This window comes from Streptomyces sp. NPDC003036, assembly GCF_040611175.1.
Taxonomy (GTDB): domain Bacteria; phylum Actinomycetota; class Actinomycetes; order Streptomycetales; family Streptomycetaceae; genus Streptomyces.
Map to the genome: position 1 here is coordinate 23,490 of NZ_JBEXNO010000002.1, position 20,064 is coordinate 43,553.

General features: G+C 70.3%; 16 protein-coding genes. 8 read left to right on the forward strand and 8 right to left on the reverse strand.

Annotated elements, in window-relative coordinates:
* Positions 1-95: 95 nt before the first annotated feature.
* From ABZX67_RS01705 to ABZX67_RS01720, 4 genes are read left to right on the forward strand one after another with little or no spacing between them, the layout of a single operon-like run.
* On the forward strand, positions 96-1,412 hold the full coding sequence (locus ABZX67_RS01705; RefSeq protein ID WP_355352801.1) for an extracellular solute-binding protein: 1,317 nt from the start codon (positions 96-98) through the stop codon (positions 1,410-1,412).
* A 14-nt stretch (positions 1,413-1,426) separates the two neighbouring features.
* Complete coding sequence (locus tag ABZX67_RS01710) at positions 1,427-2,422, forward strand: sugar ABC transporter permease (RefSeq protein ID WP_355352804.1); 996 nt, start codon at positions 1,427-1,429, stop codon at positions 2,420-2,422.
* Positions 2,423-2,450: 28 nt separating this feature from the next.
* Complete coding sequence (locus tag ABZX67_RS01715) at positions 2,451-3,290, forward strand: carbohydrate ABC transporter permease (protein WP_355353431.1); 840 nt, start codon at positions 2,451-2,453, stop codon at positions 3,288-3,290.
* Between the two features lie 55 nt (positions 3,291-3,345).
* Entirely contained in the window at positions 3,346-4,701 is a 1,356-nt protein-coding gene (locus ABZX67_RS01720) for a GH1 family beta-glucosidase (RefSeq protein ID WP_355352807.1), read from the forward strand.
* 36 nt (positions 4,702-4,737) lie between these two features.
* On the opposite strand, the gene ABZX67_RS01725 is transcribed toward ABZX67_RS01720, so the two are convergent.
* The 6 genes from ABZX67_RS01725 to ABZX67_RS01750 all read right to left on the reverse strand — a co-directional run bounded on the left by ABZX67_RS01725 (position 4,738) and on the right by ABZX67_RS01750 (position 12,208).
* The gene (locus ABZX67_RS01725) at positions 4,738-5,757 is read right to left on the reverse strand and encodes a LacI family DNA-binding transcriptional regulator (protein WP_355352810.1); all 1,020 of its coding nucleotides are present in this window, start codon (positions 5,755-5,757) and stop codon (positions 4,738-4,740) included.
* 354 nt (positions 5,758-6,111) lie between these two features.
* Complete coding sequence (locus ABZX67_RS01730) at positions 6,112-7,542, reverse strand: cellulose binding domain-containing protein (RefSeq protein ID WP_355352813.1); 1,431 nt, start codon at positions 7,540-7,542, stop codon at positions 6,112-6,114.
* Positions 7,539-9,053: a beta-N-acetylhexosaminidase gene (locus ABZX67_RS01735; RefSeq protein WP_355352816.1), complete on the reverse strand. Its 1,515-nt coding sequence runs from the start codon at positions 9,051-9,053 to the stop codon at positions 7,539-7,541. Before ABZX67_RS01735 ends, ABZX67_RS01730 begins: the two co-directional genes overlap by 4 nt.
* Positions 9,054-9,061: 8 nt before the next feature.
* A complete protein-coding gene (locus tag ABZX67_RS01740; protein ID WP_355353434.1) occupies positions 9,062-9,811 on the reverse strand; it encodes a carbohydrate ABC transporter permease in 750 nt (249 codons plus the stop codon).
* A gap of 98 nt (positions 9,812-9,909) precedes the next feature.
* Entirely contained in the window at positions 9,910-10,785 is an 876-nt protein-coding gene (locus tag ABZX67_RS01745) for a sugar ABC transporter permease (protein WP_355353437.1), read from the reverse strand.
* A gap of 166 nt (positions 10,786-10,951) precedes the next feature.
* Positions 10,952-12,208 (reverse strand): extracellular solute-binding protein, encoded by a 1,257-nt coding sequence (locus tag ABZX67_RS01750; RefSeq protein ID WP_355352819.1) that lies wholly within the window; start codon positions 12,206-12,208, stop codon positions 10,952-10,954.
* A 191-nt stretch (positions 12,209-12,399) separates the two neighbouring features.
* Between ABZX67_RS01750 and ABZX67_RS01755 the strand changes: the two genes are divergently transcribed.
* Complete coding sequence (locus ABZX67_RS01755; protein ID WP_355352822.1) at positions 12,400-13,227, forward strand: GntR family transcriptional regulator; 828 nt, start codon at positions 12,400-12,402, stop codon at positions 13,225-13,227.
* A 250-nt stretch (positions 13,228-13,477) separates the two neighbouring features.
* Here the strand turns inward: ABZX67_RS01755 and ABZX67_RS01760 are convergent, their stop codons facing one another.
* Entirely contained in the window at positions 13,478-14,602 is a 1,125-nt protein-coding gene (locus ABZX67_RS01760) for a magnesium and cobalt transport protein CorA (RefSeq protein ID WP_355352825.1), read from the reverse strand.
* 75 nt (positions 14,603-14,677) lie between these two features.
* Between ABZX67_RS01760 and ABZX67_RS01765 the strand changes: the two genes are divergently transcribed.
* The 3 genes from ABZX67_RS01765 to ABZX67_RS01775 are packed head-to-tail and all read left to right on the forward strand — an operon-like array spanning position 14,678 to position 19,137.
* A complete protein-coding gene (locus tag ABZX67_RS01765; protein WP_355352828.1) occupies positions 14,678-15,799 on the forward strand; it encodes a winged helix DNA-binding domain-containing protein in 1,122 nt (373 codons plus the stop codon).
* A 48-nt stretch (positions 15,800-15,847) separates the two neighbouring features.
* Positions 15,848-17,539, forward strand: coding sequence for an AMP-binding protein (locus ABZX67_RS01770; RefSeq protein WP_355352831.1), 1,692 nt, complete (start codon positions 15,848-15,850; stop codon positions 17,537-17,539).
* The gene (locus tag ABZX67_RS01775) at positions 17,536-19,137 is read left to right on the forward strand and encodes an AMP-binding protein (RefSeq protein WP_355352834.1); all 1,602 of its coding nucleotides are present in this window, start codon (positions 17,536-17,538) and stop codon (positions 19,135-19,137) included. The genes ABZX67_RS01770 and ABZX67_RS01775 overlap by 4 nt, the downstream gene beginning before the upstream one ends.
* Positions 19,138-19,225: 88 nt before the next feature.
* On the opposite strand, the gene ABZX67_RS01780 is transcribed toward ABZX67_RS01775, so the two are convergent.
* Complete coding sequence (locus tag ABZX67_RS01780) at positions 19,226-20,035, reverse strand: hypothetical protein (protein ID WP_355353440.1); 810 nt, start codon at positions 20,033-20,035, stop codon at positions 19,226-19,228.
* Positions 20,036-20,064 lie beyond the last annotated feature (29 nt).

A 20,064-nucleotide genomic window follows, 5' to 3' on the forward strand; every position in this document is an offset into this window, starting at 1 on the left:
CGCGGGGGTTTTGGGATCCGGACGCGGCACGCTCATCGCGTCGCATTCCTCCCCGCAGGCGAACTCCGTCCACCTCCCGGAAGGCCCCTGGAGTCATGCGCAGAATCAGAGCCGCAGCCGTCGGCGCAGTCACCCTCTCGCTCGTTCTCACCGCGGCCGCCTGCGGCGGGGGTACGTCCGGCTCCGAGGGCTCCAACGAGCAGCCGAGGACGCTCACGTACTGGGCCTCGAACCAGGGCGCCAACATCGAGGTGGACAAGAAGGTCCTCCAGCCCGAACTCGACAAGTTCGAGAAGGAGACCGGCATCAAGGTAAAGCTGGAGGTCGTGCCCTGGTCCGACCTGCTCAACCGGATCCTCACCGCGACCACCTCCGGTCAGGGGCCCGACGTCCTCAACATCGGCAACACCTGGAGCGCCTCGCTCCAGTCCAGCGGAGCCCTGCTGCCCTGGGACGCGAAGAACTTCGAGGCGATCGGCGGCAAGGACCGCTTCGTGGAGTCCGCCCTCGGCTCCACCGGTGCCCAGGGCCAGGACCCCGCCGCCGTACCGCTGTACTCCATGGCCTACGCGCTCTACTACAACAAGAAGATGTTCGCCGACGCCGGCATCCAGAAGCCGCCCGCCACATGGGCGGAGCTGGTGGAGACCGGCAAGAAGCTCTCCAAGAACGGGAAGTGGGCCCTCGGCGCCGAGGGATCCAACCTCTCCGCCAACATCCACCAGGTGTTCGTCCTCGGCAAGCAGCACGACGCGGACTTCTTCACCCCCGACGGCAAGGCCGACTTCACCTCCGACGGCGCCGTCGCCGCCGTCAAGCAGTACGTCGACCTGATGGCCGAGCACAAGATCATCGCGCCGGGCAACGCCGAGTACGCGCAGAACCAGTCCCTGAGCGACTTCGCCAAGGACAAGACGGCCATGGTCCTGTGGCAGACCGCGTCGGCCACCTTCAAGACCCAGGGCATGACCGAGGACGAGTGGGGAGTGGCGCCCGCCCCGGTGCAGTCCGGAAAGCCCGGCCCGGGCGCCGCCACCAATTCCATGGTCGCCGGCATCAACATGGCCGTCTTCAAGAACACCAAGAACATCGACGGCGCCAAGAAGTTCGTCAAGTTCATGACCAGCGACGAAGAGCAGGTCATCCTCAACAAGGCATACGGCTCCATCCCGCCGGTCAAGACCGCCCAGCAGGACCCGGCCTTCAACACCCCGGCGCTCGCCGTCCTGCGCGAGACCCTGGCGTCCAGCGCCACCGCACTTCCCCAGGTCCCGGAGGAGTCGCAGTTCGAGACCGTCGTCGGCACCGCGGTCAAGGAGCTCTTCGCCGACGCCGCCGCCGGCCGGCCGGTGACCACCGAGTCGGTGCGGGCCAAGCTCGAAAAGGCTCAGCAGCAGATGCCCAAGAAGTGAGCACGGACACCTCGATGACCCTCACCGCTGCCTCCAGCACAGGCGAGCGGACGGCACGGAAGAACTCCCCCGGAGCGGCGCCGCGCACGCGCCGCTCCGGGCGGCTGCGCCGCATCGGCCTGCCGTACCTCCTGCTGCTCCCCGCCCTCCTGCTCGAACTCCTGGTCCACCTCGTGCCGATGGTGATCGGCATCGTCGTCAGCTTCAAGGAGCTCACCCAGTTCTACATCCGCGACTGGGGCACCGCTCCCTGGACCGGGTTCGACAACTACTCCCTCGCGGTCGACTTCAACGCCCCCGTGGGCGAGGCGTTGCTGCGGTCCTTCCTCACCACCTGTCTGTTCACCCTGTTCTCGGTCGGGCTGTGCTGGCTGCTCGGGGTGGCTGCCGCCATCTTCCTGCAGGAGAGCTTCCGCGGCCGGGGAATTCTGCGCACGGTCTTCCTCGTCCCGTACGCGCTGCCCGTCTACGCGGCCGTCATCACCTGGGCGTTCATGTTCCAGCGCGACAACGGACTGATCAACCACGTCCTGCACGACCAGCTCGGCCTCACCGACAGCCCGCCGTTCTGGCTGATCGGCGACAACAGCTTCGTCACGCTGCTCGTCGTCTCCGTGTGGAAGGGCTGGCCCTTCGCCTTCCTGATCATCATGGCCGGGCTCCAGAACATTCCCCGGGAGATCTACGAGGCCGCCGCTCTCGACGGTGCGGGAATCCGGCAGCAGATCCGCCGCATCACCCTGCCGTCGCTGCGTCCGGTCAACCAGGTCCTCGTGCTGGTGCTGTTCCTGTGGACCTTCAACGACTTCAACACCCCCTTCGTCCTCTTCGGCAAGGCGGCACCGGAGGCGGCGGACCTCATCTCCCTGCACATCTACCAGTCCTCGTTCCAGACCTGGAACTTCGGCACGGGCTCCGCCATGTCGGTCCTCCTGCTCCTGTTCCTGCTCGTGGTGACAGGCGCCTACCTCCTGCTCACCTCCCGAGGAAGGAAGGCCACCGATGCCTAGCCACTCCCGGCGGCCGGTCCGCTCTCCGATGGCCGCCCCGCGGTCCTTCCTGTGGAGCCGGCGGATCTTCCTGACGCTCCTCACCGGCTTCGTGCTGCTGCCGGTGTACGTGATGGTCTCCAGCTCGCTCAAGCCGCTGGAAGACGTGTCCGGCGCGTTCCAGTGGATCCCCTCGTCCCTCACCGTCCGTCCGTACTTCGACATCTGGGAAACCGTCCCGCTGGCCGACTACTTCATGAACTCCCTGATCGTGGCCGGGTCGGCGACCGTCTGCTCCGTGACGATCGCCGTGTTCGCGGCCTACGCGGTCAGCCGCTACTCCTTCCGCGGCAAGCGGGTCTTCACCGTCACGGTGCTCTCGACCCAGATGTTCCCCGGCATCCTGTTCCTGCTGCCGCTGTTCCTCATCTACGTCAACATCGGCAACGCCACCGGCATCGCCCTCTTCGGCTCCCGCGGCGGCCTGATCCTCACCTACCTGACCTTCTCGCTGCCGTTCTCGATCTGGATGCTCATCGGGTACTTCGACTCGGTGCCCCGCGACCTGGACGAGGCGGCCAAGGTGGACGGCTGCGGGCCGCTCGGCGCCCTCTTCCGAGTCATCGTGCCGGCGGCCGTCCCGGGCATCGTGGCGGTCGCGGTCTACGCCTTCATGACCGCCTGGGGCGAGGTCCTCTTCGCCTCCGTCATGACCAACGACACCACCCGGACCCTGGCCGTCGGCCTCCAGGGCTACTCCACCCAGAACGACGTGTACTGGAACCAGGTCATGGCCGCCTCCCTGGTCGTGAGCGTGCCCGTCGTCGCCGGCTTCCTGCTCCTCCAGCGCTACCTCGTCACCGGGCTGACCGCCGGTGCCGTCAAGTAGCCGACGCTGTCCCCTCCCTCACCTCACCCCTCCGATCACCTCAGAGAGGCCCTCTGTGTCCGATTCGATTGATCTCGCCGCTTTCCCGCCCGACTTCGTCTGGGGCACGGCCACATCCGCCTACCAGATCGAGGGCGCCGTCGCCGAGGAGGGCCGGGCGCCGTCGATCTGGGACACCTTCTCCCACACCCCCGGAAAGGTCGACAACGACGACCACGGCGACGAGGCGTGCGACCACTACCACCGGTGGCCCGAGGACATCGCCCTGATGCGCTCCCTGGGCACCAACGCCTACCGCATGTCCATCGCCTGGCCGCGCGTCCTGCCCGTCGGCGACGGGCCCGTCAACGCGGCCGGCCTCGACTTCTACGACCGGCTCGTCGACGGCCTCCTCGGCGCCGGCATCACCCCCAACATCACCCTCTACCACTGGGACCTGCCGCAGGCCCTCCAGGACCGCGGCGGCTGGACCGTCCGCGACACGGCCGAGCACCTCGCCGCCTACGCCTCCGTCGTCGCCGAGCGGCTCGGCGACCGGGTCACCCGCTGGGCCACCTTGAACGAACCGCTGTGCTCGGGCTGGATCGGCCACCTCGAAGGCCGGATGGCCCCCGGCCTCACCGACCTCACCGCCGCCGTGCACGCCTCGTACCACCTGCTCCTCGGCCACGGACTGGCCGCCCAGGCGATCCGCGCGGCGGCACCCGGCGCCCAGGTCGGGCTCGTGACCAACCACTCGACCGTGGAGGCCGCCTCCACCCGCCCGGAGGACCTCGCGGCGGCCACCCGCATGGACGGCCACACCAACCGCTGGTGGCTCGACCCGGTCTACGGCCGGGGCTTCCCCGCCGACATGCGCGAGCTCTACGGCGTCGAACTGCCGGAACGCCCGGGCGACCTGGAGACGATGGCCGTCCCGCTCGACTGGCACGGCCTCAACTACTACTTCCCGGTCACGGTCGCCGACGACCCCGCCGGTCCCGTCCCGTACGCCCGCGAGGTCCGTCTGCCCGACGTGCCCCGCACCGGCATGGACTGGCAGATCGACGCCGGCGGCCTGGAGGCGTTCCTGATGCGGCTGACCGACGACTACGGCGTACGCCGCCTCTACGTCACCGAGAACGGCTCGGCCTTTCCCGACACCGTCGGTCCCGACGGCACCGTCGACGACCCCGAGCGGACCCGCTACCTGGAACAGCACCTGGCGGCCTGCGCCCGCGCCGTGCGCAAGGGCGCCCCGCTCGCCGGGTACTACGCCTGGTCGCTCCTCGACAACTTCGAATGGGCCTACGGCTACGCCAAACGCTTCGGCCTCGTCCACGTCGACTACGCGACGCAGACACGCACCATCAAGTCGAGCGGCCACCGGTACGCGGACATCATCCGCGCCCACCGACAAGCCCATGCCTGATCAGCGGCACAGAGGGCAGGCCCTGCCGGCGTCACCTCAGGCGGACTCCCGTACGACCAGTTCAGGTTCGAAGATCACGGTCCCGGGTTCGGTACGCGCGCCTTGGACCTGCTCGTCCAGGAGCCTGGCCATCGTCGCCGCCATCTCCTCCACGGGCTGGCGCACCGTGGTCAGGGGCGGCCGGCACGTCACCGCGATGCTGGAGTCGTCGAAGCCGATGACCGCGACGTCCTCCGGCACCCTCTTGCCCTGCTCACGAAGGACTTGACAGGCCCCTTGCGCCATCAGGTCGTTGGCCGCGAACACCCCGTCCACCCCGGGATGCTCCCGCAGCAGCCTGGTCATCGCCGCCGCGCCGCTGTCGAGGGTGAAGGTGCCCTCGACGACCGGGGGGTGATGCCGGCCGACGCGGGCCAGAGCGTCGCGGAACCCGGCGAGACGGTCCTGGCCGGCCGGGAGCTCCGGCGGGGCGCTGATCGCCGCGATGTGCCGGCAGCCACGGGCCAGCAGATGAGCGCCGGCCAGCTCGCCCCCGGCATAGTGGTTCAGGTCGACGTAACCGACCGGTGCCGTCCGGCCGGGGCGGGCGAACAGGACAGTGGGTATCCCGGCGGAGAGGAGCATCTGCGGCAGGGGGTCGTCGGCCAGGATCGACACCACCAGCACGCCGTCGGCGCTGCCCTGCCGCACGTAGTCGACCACCTGCTTCCTGGCCGCCTCCGATTCGGCGAACAGCAGCACCGGGTGCATCGCGCGGGCTCGGAGGTACCCCACGACGCCGCTCACCACGCGCCCGAAGAACGGGTCGGCGAATACCCGGGCGGCGAAGGCGTCTCCGGCTCCGGAGACGATCAGGGCCACGGTTTCCGCCCGCCGGGTGACCAGCGACCTTGCCGCGCGGTTGGGCGTGTAACCGGTGCGCTCGATCGCGTGACGGACCAGATCCTGGATATCGGGATCGACGTTGCGCACGCCGTTCACGACCCGTGACACCGTCGCACGGGACACCCCCGCCTCCCGCGCGACATCCTCCAGCGTCGGGGCCCGTCTGTTCATCCCCGAACTCTACCGCCGGCGATCCTCGCCTCGGCAGGGAGCGTCGGAGAGCACGCTCAGCAGCTGGTGCCGGCGATCGTGCGCCTTGGCGAGGTGCGGCAGGCGGTGGGCGTCCAGGTGCTGCCGGCCTGGCGGTCGGTGCGGTAGGCGGCTTCTGTGCGGTCGGCGTCAGGCCGTAAGAGCCTGGGTGACGGCGGCGGAAGACGGGGTGGTCGGCCGCCCCAGGAGCCCGCGCAGGTCGGCGGTGACGCGGGCCGGTGCGCCGTGGGAGACGTGCACGTCGGCGTCGACGATCAGGTCGGCCTCGCAGGCGTGGCGGGCGGACGCACAGGCGGCGTCCGCCCGCCGCGGGTGTCACTGACTTGCGGGCACCGTGTCCTCGAAGTTTGTGCCTGCCGCCCGGTAGGCGGCGATCTTCGTGGCGACCTGGGCCGGAGTCAGCACCTGGTCCTTGACATGCAGCACGTAGTCGACTTTCTGGTCGTAGGCGCGCGGAGTGGTGCTGGTCTGGCCCGCCAGGTCGATGAGCCATTGGTTGAAGTTGATCGACATCGGCCGTTCGGGCAGGTAGCGGGCGTCATGACGGCCGAACTCCTGGCCGTCGACGTAGTAGGTGATGCTGCCGTCGTCGATGGTGACGACGAGGTCATGCCAGCCGGCATAGCTGGTGCGTGACGCCGTGTGCTGGTTGACGGCCTCCCAGGGGTCGGGCCGGTAGGTCTCCCACGAGGTGGCGTAGAGGATGTTGGAGGGCTCGCCCCAGCCGCCGTTGGGCAGGTACTCGAAGTCGTACTCGGCGTAATCGTCCGCCATCGGGGCCTTGAGGTCGTTGATGGTGAAGAACGTCTGCACGACGCGGTCGCCGTCGGGACCCGACTTCGGCGCATCGGAGAACCGCACCCGGGCCGCGTAGGTCCCGTTCTTGAACTTCATCGCCTTGGTGAGGACTTCGGTGTGCTTCGTGGACTCGGGCGTGCCGGCTGTCGAGGTCTCCAGGTTCATGATCGAGTTGGTCCCCTCCTTGGCGAAGGTGACGTTCTGCGCCGCCCAGGTCGCGCCCGGCACCCCCGGCCCGCCCGCGTTGGACCGCACGCTCCAGCCGTGGGCGCCGATCGCCGGGTCGGTGTGCGAGGTGTAGTTGAAGTCGTCGAAGAGCGTGGCGCCCCCGGTCGGCGGATCGGTCGGGTCCGGACCGGGCCCCGGGTCGCTGCCCTCGGGCGCCGTCCCCCACACCGTCGTACCGCCGACACTGGCGGTGACCTTGGACCAGTTGCCGTACGACGTCTGGGTCGGCCCGAAGGAGTAGTCGTCGTTCTGGTTCAGCGGCTGCCAGTTGGAGCGGTGGAAGCGCAGCTGCATGTCGCCGGTGTCCGCGCCGGGCGCGAGGGTGCCGGCACCGGCGGTGAAACCGATCTCCAGGTAGCGGTCGGCGGTGGCGGTCGGCCGGGCCAGGGTGCCGAAGGTGCCCGTGATGTTCCCGCAGCCCTTGACCGCCCAGGAACAGGCGAAGGCGTACGAGGCGCCGGCGTCGGCCTTGAAGTAGTACCGGATCTTGACCTGGCTGAGGGAGACCGGCGAGGTGCCGGTGTTGACCGCCTTGAACCAGGGCTCGGCCTGGTCGCTGCCGGTGGCGCTCTGCCGGTACTGGACTGTCAGTGACTCGCCGGCGGCGGCAGCGGGCGCCGCCGACAGGGTGGCGCAGCCGACGCCGGCCACGAGGGCGGCGGCCAGGGCCGCGCGTATCCGTGTGGTGCGTGCTTTTCTGCTCGTGCTGAAGCTGGTCACCTGGTGGTCCTTTCAGGACGAAGGATCGCGGAGGGGCGACTCGGTACTCCGAGAGCGTCGAGCCGGGTTCTGTGGTGGTGCAGCCGTGCCTGGAATCCGGGCCAGTCGCGGCCGCCGGACCAGGCGGTGTCGGCCAGCGCGCACAGCCGGGGGAAGACGAGGTACTCGGCGTGCGCCTCGGTGGGGACGTACTCGGTCCACAGCTGCGCCTGGGTGCCGAGCACCCGTGCGGCGGCCGCGGCCCCCCAGTGGGCGGGTGCGGGTTCGGTGGCGTACACGGTCGGCAGGTCGACCGTGTCGCCGGGCTGGCCGGGCGGTTCGTCGGGGTGGGCGGACTGCGGGTAGTCGAGGTACGTGGAGCGGTGCGGCGCCATGATCACGGGTTGGCCGCGGGAGGCCGCCGCCAGCCCGTGTTCCTCGTCGCGCCAGGCCACGACGGCGAAGGACTCCGGCAGGTCCCGGCCGGTGTCGGTCCACCCCAGCGGCCGCCTGCCGCGCGCGGTCACGAAGTTCCCGATGTGCTCCATGAACCACCCGTGGAGTGCGTCGGGGCCGTCCAGCCCTTCCTCGGCCACGCGCCGCAGGGCGGCGGGTGAGCGGTGCCATTCGGTGGTCGGGCACTCGTCGCCACCGACGTGGAGGTAGGGCGAGGGGAAGAGGTCCATGACCTCGTCCAGTACGGTGCGGCAGAAATCGAGGACGTCGTCGGTGACGCCGAAGATGGTGTCGGACACCCCCCAGCCCTGCCACACGTCCAGTCGCCGCTCGGGGAAGTTGCCGAGGTGCGGGTAGGCGGCCAGGGCGGCACGCGCGTGGCCCGGCATCTCGATCTCCGGTACGACGGTGACGCCCCGGTCGGCGGCGTACGCCACCAGATCGCGCAGCTCCTCGCGGCTGTACGCGCCGCCGTGCGGCACCCCTGCGACCTCCGTGAGCCTGGGGTACGCCGCGATGGGCATCCGCCAGCCCTGGTCGTCCGTCATGTGCAGGTGCAGCACGTTGAGTTTGTGCAGGGCGAGCAGGTCGGTGAAGCGCCGCAGGAAGGAGACGGGCCGGAAGCGGCGGGCCACGTCGAGCATCGCACCGCGCCAGGCGTACCGGGGCACATCCGTGATCTCGACACCGGGGACGGACCACCGCACCCCGCGTACCGGTTCCGTCCCGAGGGCGGCGACGGGCAGGAGTTGCCGGATGGTCTGGACACCGTGGCGCAGCCCGGCGGCGTCCGCGGCGCGGAGCAGCACCGTTTCGCCGGTGACGCTCAGGCCGTAGCCTTCCGCGCCGAGGCCGGTGAGGCCGGGGTCGAGGACGAGGACGATCCGGCCGTCCGGGGCGAGGGGCAGTGGCAGACCGGTCGCGGGGGCCAGCAGGGTGCGCAGGAGGGCAGCCGCGGGCGCGGCGCCTGGGGTGACGCGGATCGTCGTCGTGTCGTCGAGCGTGAAAGCCCCGGCGGTCCGGCTGAGGTTCGAGGGGTTGGGGACGAGCCCGGGGTCTGTGGCCGGTGGGAGCACGGTGCCTCCTATGCCTTGACCGCGCCACCGGTCAAGCCGGTGGCGACCCGGCGCTGGAGCACCAGGAAGAGGATGAGGACGGGTAGCGCGAAGAGCGTGGAGGCCGCCATGGTGGCCCCCCAGTCGGTGCCGAAGACGTTCGAGAACGAGGAGAGCCAGACCGGGAGGGTGCGGTCGTCCTGGTTCTTGATGATCAGCATGTTGGCGAAGGCGAATTCGTTCCAGGCGGTGATGAACCCGAAGAGCGAGGTGGCGAGCAGGCCGGGCGCGAGGAGGGGGAACGTGACCCTGCGGAACGCCGCCGCGCGGGTGCAGCCGTCCACCTGGGCGGCTTCCTCCAGTTCCTTGGGTATCGCGGTGAGGAAGCTTCGCAGGGTGACGAGGGTGAACGGCAGGGTGATCATGAAGTAGACGAGGGTGAGGGTGGCGAGCCGGTCGAGCATGCCGGTGTCGCGTGCGATGACGTACATCGGAATGAGAAGCGCCTCCCAGGGCGCGACCTGTGCGATGAACACCATCAGGACGAAGCCGCGGCGGCCTTTCCAGCGCAGCCGCGCCACCGCGAAGGCCGCGCCGAGGGCGACCGCGAGGGCCAGCAGCACACAACCGGTGGTGACGATGAGGCTGTTGCGCCAGAACGACCAGAACCCGTCGGCGTTCACCGCTGCGGAGAAGTGCTCCAACGTCACCGAGGTGGGCAGGAAGACGGGCGTCTCGGCCTGGATGTCGGGGGTGGGCTTGAAGGCGGTGAGGACCATCCAGTACACGGGAAAGACGCAGAGGACGAAGACGACCAGCGCGCCCGCGTTCAGGGGTAACCGCCGCAGTGTGCCGGACGTGGATGCGGGGACGGGGCTCACAGCTCGGCCTCCTGCCGGAACATCTGACGGAAGTAGAGGATCAGGACGGCGATCAGGATGAGTACGGTGAGGGTGGCCGCGGCGGCTCCGAGGTCGTAACGGTGCAGCGACCTGGCCACCTGGTAGGCGTAGACCGGCAGGGTGGTGGTCGCTCCACCGGGCCCGCCCCCGGTGACGGCCCAGATCTGGGCGAAGCACCGGAAGACCCAGATGACTTCGAGGCTCAGGAGGAGTCCGAAGACCGGTCTGAGGAGCGGCAGGGTGATCGAGCGGAAGACGCGCCAGCCACCGGCGCCGTCGATGCGGGCCGACTCGAAGAGCTCGGTGGGAACCGTGGTCAGTGCGGAGTGCAGGGTGATGGCGACGAACGGCACAGACTGCCACACGACGAGCAGCACCAGGACGGTGAAGGCTGCCGGGCCGTGCGCCAGCCAGGAGTAGTCCTGGAAGGAGTCGAACCCCAGGCGGACCAGCAGCCAGTTGACCACTCCCAGGCGGGAGGAGAAGAGCCACTGGAAGACGGTGGTCGTGGCGATGACGGGGCTGGCCCAGGCGAGCACCAGTCCGCTGAGGACCAGGGTCCGCATGCGCTTGCCCAACCGCTGGAGCATCAGCGCGACGCCCGTGCCGATGACCATGATGAGGACGACGTTGATCCCGGTCCACCACATGGTGCGCCGGGCGACCTGCCAGAACTCGCCGTCGCGCAGGATCTCCTGGTAGTTCTCCAGTCCCGCGAAGTCCGCCCCGCCCCGGATCAGTTCGGCCATCCCGTAGTGCTGGAGGGAGATCAGCAGATTGCGGACGAGGGGGTAGGCGAGCAGGAAGATGATGCCGACGACCGTGGGTGCGATGAGCAGGTAGGGCCACAGGGTGCCGGGAACGGCGCGCCGGCGTCCGGCCGACGAGGAACCCGGTGCCGCTCCCGATGCCGGGGCGGGCGCGGAAGCAGGAGCTGTCGCTTCTGCGACCGGGCCGGCTGCCGCGCCTGGGTGGGGGGCGGGGCGCGTCATGCTCTCTTCCCCGACCGGGTCCCGCTCATGAGTTGAGCGTCTTGCTGATGGCGTCGGAGGCGTCCTTCGCGGCCTTCCGCGGGTCGCTTCCGGTCAACACGGCGGTCATGTACTCCTTGATCGGGTTGGTGGCCTCGACGGCGGCCCACTGCGGGGAGTTGGGCGTCGCGCGCCCTCGCGCGGCCGCCGCGGCCATGGCGGCGGTGCCCTCGTCGTCCTCCAAGGCGTCGGCCAGTGACGTCCGGTTGGGTACGTAGCTCATGGTCTTGGCCAGATCCCTCTGCCACTTCTCCCCGGTGAGCGACTTGACCAGTTGGTAGGCCGCGTCGGGGTGGGCAGAGGCGGCGGGAATGATCAGATCCGAACCGCCGGTGAAGGTGGCTCCCGGTCTTCCCGCCGTGCGGCCGGGGATCGGGAAGAAGCCGAGCTTGCCCGCGAGGGCCGGGTTGGCCTGCTCGACGATCCTGGCGCCGCCGGGAACGGCGATGATCTGGGCCACGTCCCCCTTGGCGAATACGTCAGCCTGCGGCGGCTTGGCCTCGTCGGAATCCTTGGGGCCCTTGCCCAGCGCCTGGAGCCGCTTGTAGAAATCCATGCCCCGGAGAGCCTCCGGGCTGTCGAGCGAACCCTTCCACCGGTCACCGTTCTCCTCGGCGAGTTCTCCCCCCTCCTCCCAGATGAATCCGGCGAGGGTGTACCAGTTCTGACCGGGAAGATAGATGCCCTGCGTCGTGCCGCGGTTCAGCTTTTCGGTGATCCGCAGCCATTCGTCGCGGGTCCTGGGCGGCGAGGTGATCCCGGCCTTCTTGAAGAGGTCCTTGTTGTAGATCACGACGCGGTTGGCCGCGTACCAGGGGATGCCGTACTGCTTGCCGTCGATCTTCCCCGGTTCGGCGAGGCCGGGGAGCCAGTCATCGCCCCGCAACTCCCCGACCTTGTCGCTCAGGTCGAGGACGCCGCCGCTCTGCGCGTACTGAGCGACCTGGGTATTCCCCACCTCGATCACGTCCGGGGAGTCCTTGCTCGCGAGCGCGGCGGTGATCTTCTCGCCGATTCCCTCCCACTCCTGTATCTGGATGTCCAGGACGGTGCCGTTGTGCTGCCGCTCGAAGTCCTTCTCAAATCGCTGGAGATACGCGTCGGAGACGCTGTCCTTCATGATCCATACGGTCAGCGTGTCGGGGCCGGCCGCCTGGCCGGAGCCGGACGAGGGGGCACTACAGGCGGCGAGCGCACAAGTGGCCGCGAGTGCCGCGGCAGGGGAGATGAAGCGGATCTTCACTGGATTCACCTCGAGGGATAGTTGACCAGTTGGTCAACTGGACAACGATGTGGCTCGAAGGTGGCATAGACCAATAGGAGCGTCAACCCCCGGGGAGCAAGGCTTTCTCGGTGGGTGAGAAGTCGGTGAACACCTAGACTGCCGTTTACCACCAGACCAGTTGTGAGTAGCGAGGCAGAGAGGTCGGAGTCATGGAGAGCAACTCCTCACGTGCCGTACTCAAGCGGGAGCGGGTCCGGGAGTTCCTCCTCGGCCTGATCGAGGTACGCCGACCCGGTGACGCCATCCCCTCGGAACGCACGCTCAGCGCCCAACTGGGCGTCTCCCGCCCCACCCTGCGCGCCGCCGTCGACGAACTCGTCGCCACCGGCCAGCTCGTACGCGAACACGGCCGCGGCATGTTCGTCGCCCCTGCCAAGATCACCCAGGAACTCGTCTCCGACGACGCCGCCTTCGCCGTGCCCAGGGCCGCGGGCGCCTGGTCCAGCAGGTTGCTGAGACTCGACACCATCCGCGCGGGCGCCCGCATCGGCCGCAAGCTGCGCATCTCCCCGGCCGCCGAGGTGGTCTACATCGCGCGGCTACGGCTGGTCGACGGAACACCGATCGCCATAGAGCACCTTCACATCCCCGCCGACCTGGCCCCCTCCCTCACTCCGCAGGAGCTGGAGGCAGGAGACCTCTACGAGCACCTGCGCGAGCACCACCAGGTCCACGTCGACCAGGCGGTGCAGTCCATCGAGCCGACCGTCGTCAACGAGGCCGAAGCCGGCGTGCTCGACGTTCCCGTTCTCTCGCCCGCCCTGCTGATCGAGCGCCTGACCACCGACACCGCCGGCCACCCGGTCGAGTACGTCCACTCGGTCTACCGCGGCGACCGCTACCGCATCGTCTCCCGGCTCGCCCTGGGCGTCACCGCCCCGCACCCACGTCCCGAGAGTCACCACCCGGGCATTCCACCGGGCGACTTCGCGCACGGGGACATCATCACCTCGTCGACGACGGGGGACGCCCGCTGACCGGGCCGGCCCGCCGGCGGCGCCCACCGCGGGCCGCCGGCCACCGGATCTCCATGCGCAGTGGCCACGATCGCTGATCCCGGCCTGGCCGTCGAGGCTGTAGACGATGCCCTTGCTGTCCCACTGGGCGGCCCACACGTGGAAGTCGTCCGAGCAGTCGACGTCCCCGCCAGATTCTCCCCAGCGCGTCGAAGCCACATCTACGAGTCGTGCGCGTAAGTGAATCTCGATCACCTGTTGTGGTCGACGTCTACAGCCAGTCCCGCCGCTTGAAGATCACGTACAGGCTCGTACACACCAGCCCCATCAGCAGGATCGCGAACGGATACCCGTACACCCAGTGCAGCTCCGGCATGTGGTCGAAGTTCATGCCGTAGATGGTCCCGACCAGCGTCGGGGCGAACAGGATGGCCGCCCACGACGAGATCTTCTTGATCTCCTCGTTCTGTTCGAAGCCCGCCTCCGCCAGCGCCCGCATCTCCGCGTTCTGCTGCTGCGTGACCAGGGTCGCGTTCACCGTGAGGATCTCGGTCAGGGCCTGGCGGAAGCCGTCCACGCGTTCGCTGGTGTGGGTGACGTGGTCGGCGACGTCGCGCAGGCGGCGCTGGAGTTCCTCGTCCGTGCCGTACTTGGCGAAGCCGGCCATCAGGGAGTTGAGCATGCCGACCAGCGGTCGGGTCGCGCGCTGGAACTCGACCATTTCGCGGGAGAGTTCGTAGATGCGGCGCGACACCGCCGGGTCGCCGCGGAAGACCTCGGTCTCGATTTCGTCGATGTCGTTCTGGACGCCCGCCACCACGGGGACGTACTCGTCGACGACCGCGTCGAGGATGGCGTACAGCACCGCCTCCGGGCCGAGGGCGAGGAGTTCGGGGGTCTCCTCCATACGGCGGCGGACGGAGGAGAGGTCCGGGGCCGCGCCGTGGCGGACGGTGATGAGGAAGTCCGTGCCGATGAAGATGTGGAGCTCGCCGAAGTCGACCTCCTCCTGGGCGTCGAGGTAGCGGGCGGCGCGCAGGACGACGAAGAGGGTGTCGCCGTACCGCTCCAGCTTGGGGCGCTGGTGGGCCTCCATCGCGTCCTCGACGGCGAGTTCGTGGAGGTCGAACTCGGCTGCCAGCGACAGCAGTTCCGCCTCGGACGGGCGGTGCAGCCCGATCCAGGCCATGCCCTCGGGCTCCTCGCGCAGGCGGCGGAAGGTCTCGGCCAGGGTCGTCAGGGAGGCGACCTTGCGGCCGTCGCGGTAGACGGAGGCCTGGACGATGCTGCCCCGCCGGTCGGGGGCCGCGGGCGCCGTGGCCGTGGCCGTCGTCGTGGCAGGCGGGTCGGCGGGAGCGCGGCGGCGCCAGTTGTTCTTCTTCGAGGGCAGGGTCATCGGATCTCACCTCCTTGCCTCGGGGCAGGATATATGCCCCGCTTTGTTCCGGCGCGGCGGCGTACCGTGCCGGACATGGCCACCACAACCAGCGCGAGACCCGGCCCCGTGCTCTCCGCACGCGCCCTCAACCGCGCCACCCTCGCGCGGCAGCTCCTGCTCCGGCGTACCCCGATGTCCGCGAAGCACGCCGTCGAGCACCTCGTCGGCCTCCAGGCGCAGAACACCAAGCCGCCCTACGTCGCCCTCGCCGCCCGCCTCGACGGCTTCCGGCCCGAGGAGCTCTCCGGGCTCCTGGAGTCCCGCCAGGCCGCCCGGATCGTCACCCTGCGCTCCACCCTCCACCTGCACACCGCCGACGACGTGCTGCGCCTGCGCCCCCTGGTCCAGCCGGCCCGGGAGCGGGAGGTGCAGCTGTTCCGCAAGGGCCTCGCCGGCGTCGACCTGGAGCGGCTGGCCGGCCTCACGCGCACGCTCGTGGAGGAACGGCCCCGTACGCCGAAGGAGATCCGCGAGGCGCTGCTGGACCACTGGCCGGACGCCGACCCGCTCGCCCTGACCGTCGCCGCCCGCTGCCTGCTGCCGCTCGTGCAGGTCACCCCGCGCGGGCTGTGGGGCCGCAGCGGCCAGGTGGCCCTCACCACCGCCGAGGCGTGGCTCGGGCGGGCCCCGGAGCCTCCGGCCCCCGCCGACGCGACCGTGCTGCGCTACCTCGCCGCCTTCGGGCCCGCCTCCGTCAAGGACATGCAGACCTGGTCGGGCCTGACCCGGCTGCGTGAGGCGTTCGAACGGCTGCGGCCCCGCCTGCTGACCTTCCGGGACGAGTCCGGGACCGAGCTCTTCGACCTGCCCGACGCGCCCCGCCCCGACCCGGACACCCCCGCCCCGCCGCGCTTCCTGCCCGAGTTCGACAACCTGCTGCTCTCGCACGCCGACCGCACCCGCGTGGTGCCACGGGAGTACAAGGACCGCACCTGGAAGGGCAACCAGGCGTACCGCACCTTCCTCGTCGACGGCTTCCTCGCCGGCATCTGGCACCTGGACGAGACCAAGGGCGGGGCGGCCACGGTCACCGTGCAGCCGTTCGGGACGCTGACGCGCGAGCAGCGCACGGCCGTCGCGGAGGAGGCCGAGCGGACCCTCGCCACGCTGGCGTACGACGTGGACGCCGTACGGTTCGGGGCGTTCGCTCCGTAGCCGATCGGGGGTAGTGAGACTCCGGCACACCCATTGCGAGGAGGACACATGGCGACGCGGGGCACTGCGACGGCCGCCACGGAGGAGTTCCGGGCGGCCCGGGACTTCCTGCTGCGGCACCGGGAGGACTACGAGACGGCGTACAAGGGATTCGTCTGGCCCCGGCCGGACCGCTTCAACTGGGCGCTGGACTGGTTCGACGTCATCGCCCGGGGCAACGACCGCACCGCGCTGCACATCGTCGAGGAGGACGGCACCGAGCGGCGCCTGTCCTTCGCCGAGATGTCCGAACGCTCCGACCGCGTCGCCAACTGGCTGCGCGGACTCGGCGTGCGCCCCGCCGACCGGATCGTCGTCATGCTCGGCAACCAGGTCGAGCTGTGGGAGACCGCCCTCGCCGCGATGAAGCTGCGGGCCGTCGTCATCCCCGCGACGCCGCTGCTCGGACCCGCCGACCTGGCCGACCGCGTCGAACGCGGCAGGGCGCGGCACGTCATCGCGCGCGCCGAGGACACCGCCAAGTTCGCGGACGTACCCGGGAACTACACGCCCATCGCCGTCGGCGCGCGCGTCCCGCACTGGATCGCCTACGAGGACGCCTACGGGGCGTGCGCACCCTTCGTTCCCCGGGGTGACACCTCCGCGGACGACCCCCTGATGCTGTACTTCACCTCCGGCACCACCGCGCGCCCCAAGCTCGTCGAACACACCCACACCTCGTACCCCATCGGCCACTTGGCGACGATGTACTGGATCGGCCTCCAGCCGGGCGACGTCCACCTCAACATCTCCTCGCCCGGCTGGGCCAAGCACGCCTGGTCCAACCTCTTCGCGCCCTGGAACGCCGAGGCCACCGTCTTCATCCACAACTACACGCGCTTCGACGCCGCCCGCCTGATGGCCGAGATGGACCGCCACGGCGTCACCAGCTTCTGCGCCCCGCCCACCGTGTGGCGCATGCTCATCCAGGCCGACCTGTCGGCCCTGTCCACCCCGCCCCGCGAGGTCGTCGCGGCCGGCGAGCCGCTCAACCCGGAGGTCATCGAGACCGTACGGCGCGAGTGGGGCGTGACGATCAGGGACGGCTTCGGGCAGACCGAGACCGCCGTGCAGGTCTCCAACAGCCCCGGCCAGCTGCTGAAGGCGGGCTCCATGGGGCGGCCGAGCCCCGGCTTCCGCGTCGAACTGCTCGACCCGGTGACCGGGGAGCCGGGCGCGGCGGAGGGCGAGATCGCGCTCGACCTGTCCGCCCGGCCGGTGGGCCTGATGACCGGCTACCACGGAGACCCGGAGCGTACGGCCGAGGCCATGGCGGACGGCTACTACCGCACCGGGGACATCGCCTCGCGCGACGAGGACGGCTACCTCACCTACATCGGGCGGAGCGACGACGTCTTCAAGTCGTCCGACTACAAGATCTCGCCCTTCGAGCTCGAAAGCGCGCTGCTGGAGCACGAGGCGGTCGCCGAGGCGGCCGTCGTCCCCGCGCCCGACCCCGTACGGCTCGCCGTGCCGAAGGCGTACGTCGTCCTCGCCGACGGCTGGGAGCCGGGCCCCGAGACGGCGCGGGTGCTCTTCGCGCACGCGCGCGCCGTCCTCGCGCCGTACAAGCGCGTCCGCCGCATCGAGTTCGCCGAGCTGCCCAAGACCGTCTCCGGCAAGATCCGCCGCATCGAACTGCGCGAGCGGACGGCGGCGGGCTCGGGCACCGAGTACGACGAGAGGGAGCTGGACCGATGAGCCCGTCGTACGCGCACGGGGTGAGCACCACAGCGCTGCTCGGGGACACGATCGGCGCGAACCTGGCGCGGGCGGTGCAGCGTTTCCCCGACCGCGAGGCGCTCGTCGACGTGGTGTCGGGGCGGCGCTGGACGTACGCGGAATTCGCCCGCGACATCGAGGAGTTGGCGCGCGGACTGATGGCGGCCGGCGTCGGCAAGGGCGACCGGGTCGGGATCTGGGCGGTGAACTGCCCCGAGTGGGTGCTCACGCAGTACGCGACGGCACGGATCGGCGCCGTCCTGGTGAACATCAACCCGGCGTACCGCGCGCACGAGCTGGAGTACGTGCTCCGCCAGGCCGGGATCTCGCTGCTCATCGCGTCCCTCGCCCACAAGACGAGCGACTACCGGGCCATGGTGGAGCGCGTACGCGCCGGCTGCCCGGACCTGCGGGCCGTGCACTACATCGGCGACGCGTCGTGGGACGAGCTCGTGGGCGGGACGGTCCCGGAAGAGGAACTCGCCGCCCGGGAAGCCGAGCTGTCGTGCGACGACCCCGTCAACATCCAGTACACCTCCGGCACCACCGGCTTCCCCAAGGGCGCCACCCTCAGCCACCACAACATCCTCAACAACGGCTACTTCGTCGGCGAGTTGCTGGGCTACACGGAGCGCGACCGGATCTGTATCCCCGTCCCGTACTACCACTGCTTCGGCATGGTGATGGGCAATCTCGCCGCGACCTCCCACGCGGCCACCATGGTGATCCCGGCGCCGTCCTTCGAGCCGGCCGCCACCCTGCGCGCCGTCCAGCAGGAGCGGTGCACGTCCCTGTACGGCGTACCGACCATGTTCATCGCCGAGCTGAACCTGCCCGACTTCGCCGCGTACGACCTGTCCTCGCTGCGCACCGGGATCATGGCCGGTTCGCCGTGCCCGGTGGAGGTGATGAAGCGGGTGGTCGCGGAGATGCACATGGCGGAGGTGTCGATCTGCTACGGCATGACGGAGACCTCGCCGGTCTCCACGCAGACGCGCCGCGACGACGATCTGGAGCGCCGCACCGGCACGGTCGGCCGGGTCATGCCGCACGTGGAGGTCAAGGTGGTCGACCCGGCGACGGGCGTGACCGTCGAGCGCGGCGAGCCGGGCGAGCTGTGCACCCGCGGCTACGGCGTGATGCTCGGCTACTGGGACGAGCCGGAGAGGACGGCCGAGGCGATCGACGCGGGGCGCTGGATGCACACGGGCGACCTCGCGGTGATGGGCGACGACGGGTACGTCCGGATCGTCGGGCGCATCAAGGACATGATCATCCGGGGCGGTGAGAACGTCTACCCGCGGGAGATCGAGGAGTTCCTGTACGCCCACCCCAAGATCGCCGACGTGCAGGTGGTGGGCGTGCCGGACGAGCGGTACGGCGAGGAGATCCTGGCCTGCGTCATCCCGCGCGACCCGGCGGACCCGCCGACGCTCGACGAGATCACGGCGTACTGCCGCGAACGGCTGGCGCACTACAAGGTCCCGCGCCGGGTGGAGGTGCTGGACGCCTTCCCGATGACGGTCAGCGGGAAGGTACGGAAGGTGGAGCTGCGCGAGCGGTACGGGGTGGGCTGAGGCTGACGGGCCGGGCCCCGGGCCTCGGGCTCGGGCCCCGGGCTCGGGCCCCGGGCTTCAGGCGCTGCCCGGGGCCCGCGCCCGGCGCTTACGCGCCCCTCGCCAGCAGCTCGTCCGCCGAGCTGTTGACGGGCTGCGGCGTGCCCGTCAGGTCCATCACGAAGAGCGGCAGCCGCAGGTCGTCCGCGCGGGCGCGGGCGACCTCGTCGTAGCCGGCGAGCGAGAAGAAGACGCTCACCGCCTCGGCCGCGAGGCCGTTGAGCCACAGGCACTCGACGGCGCGGAGCGAGACGGGCCTGGTCGTCGGATCGACCTGGGCGACGAGGCCCGGCCCGCGCAGGTCGATCCCGGACGACGGCACCGGCTGCTCGTCCGGCTGGACGACCTCCCGGAAGCCGAGCCAGCGCAGATAACGCGCCGCGGCGGTGACGGCGTCCCGCGCCGTACGGATGGTGACCGGGCGGAAGGAGGGGCGCGGGACCGCCGCGGTGCGCGGCAGCGGGATGTGCGAGGGGGCTGGGGCCGAGGAGGAAGAAGGGACCGGGGCCTGGGCCGGGGCCGTGGTGACGCCCGTCGTGGAGGCGGTGGGGCCGGCCCCGGACCCCGTCGCGCGACACGCCTGCGGCGGCACCGAGGTCACCGGCCGCACGGGGATCCGCAGCACCGTGCCGCAGGGGCAGCCGAGCTCGGGCTGCGGCCACTGGTCCTGGCGCCCGCACGCGGCACAGCGGACGGTGACCCACTCGTCGGTCCAGGTGCGGTGGGTGATGGGCTCGGCGGGGGCTCCCTTGAGGAGGGGAGGGGCGACCGGCGCGCCACAGGCGCAGGGATAGACGGGCGGCGCGTACGCGTGCGCTCGCCGACAGGCCGGGCAGCGCACCGGCACCTTCTCACCCATGCCCTCGCCCACGGCCTCTCCCACGCTGT

Excerpts from the sequence above, each read along its gene's own strand:
- ABZX67_RS01705 (WP_355352801.1), top strand. The coding sequence starts at position 96 with ATGCGCAGAATCAGAGCCGCAGCCGTCGGCGCAGTCACCCTCTCGCTC.
- ABZX67_RS01710 (WP_355352804.1), top strand. The coding sequence starts at position 1,427 with ATGACCCTCACCGCTGCCTCCAGCACAGGCGAGCGGACGGCACGGAAG.
- ABZX67_RS01715 (WP_355353431.1), top strand. The coding sequence starts at position 2,451 with ATGGCCGCCCCGCGGTCCTTCCTGTGGAGCCGGCGGATCTTCCTGACG.
- ABZX67_RS01725 (WP_355352810.1), bottom strand. The coding sequence starts at position 5,757 with ATGAACAGACGGGCCCCGACGCTGGAGGATGTCGCGCGGGAGGCGGGG.
- ABZX67_RS01740 (WP_355353434.1), bottom strand. The coding sequence starts at position 9,811 with ATGGTCCTCACCGCCTTCAAGCCCACCCCCGACATCCAGGCCGAGACG.
- ABZX67_RS01755 (WP_355352822.1), top strand. The coding sequence starts at position 12,400 with ATGGAGAGCAACTCCTCACGTGCCGTACTCAAGCGGGAGCGGGTCCGG.
- ABZX67_RS01760 (WP_355352825.1), bottom strand. The coding sequence starts at position 14,602 with ATGACCCTGCCCTCGAAGAAGAACAACTGGCGCCGCCGCGCTCCCGCC.
- ABZX67_RS01765 (WP_355352828.1), top strand. The coding sequence starts at position 14,678 with ATGGCCACCACAACCAGCGCGAGACCCGGCCCCGTGCTCTCCGCACGC.
- ABZX67_RS01770 (WP_355352831.1), top strand. The coding sequence starts at position 15,848 with ATGGCGACGCGGGGCACTGCGACGGCCGCCACGGAGGAGTTCCGGGCG.
- ABZX67_RS01775 (WP_355352834.1), top strand. The coding sequence starts at position 17,536 with ATGAGCCCGTCGTACGCGCACGGGGTGAGCACCACAGCGCTGCTCGGG.
- ABZX67_RS01780 (WP_355353440.1), bottom strand. The coding sequence starts at position 20,035 with ATGGGTGAGAAGGTGCCGGTGCGCTGCCCGGCCTGTCGGCGAGCGCAC.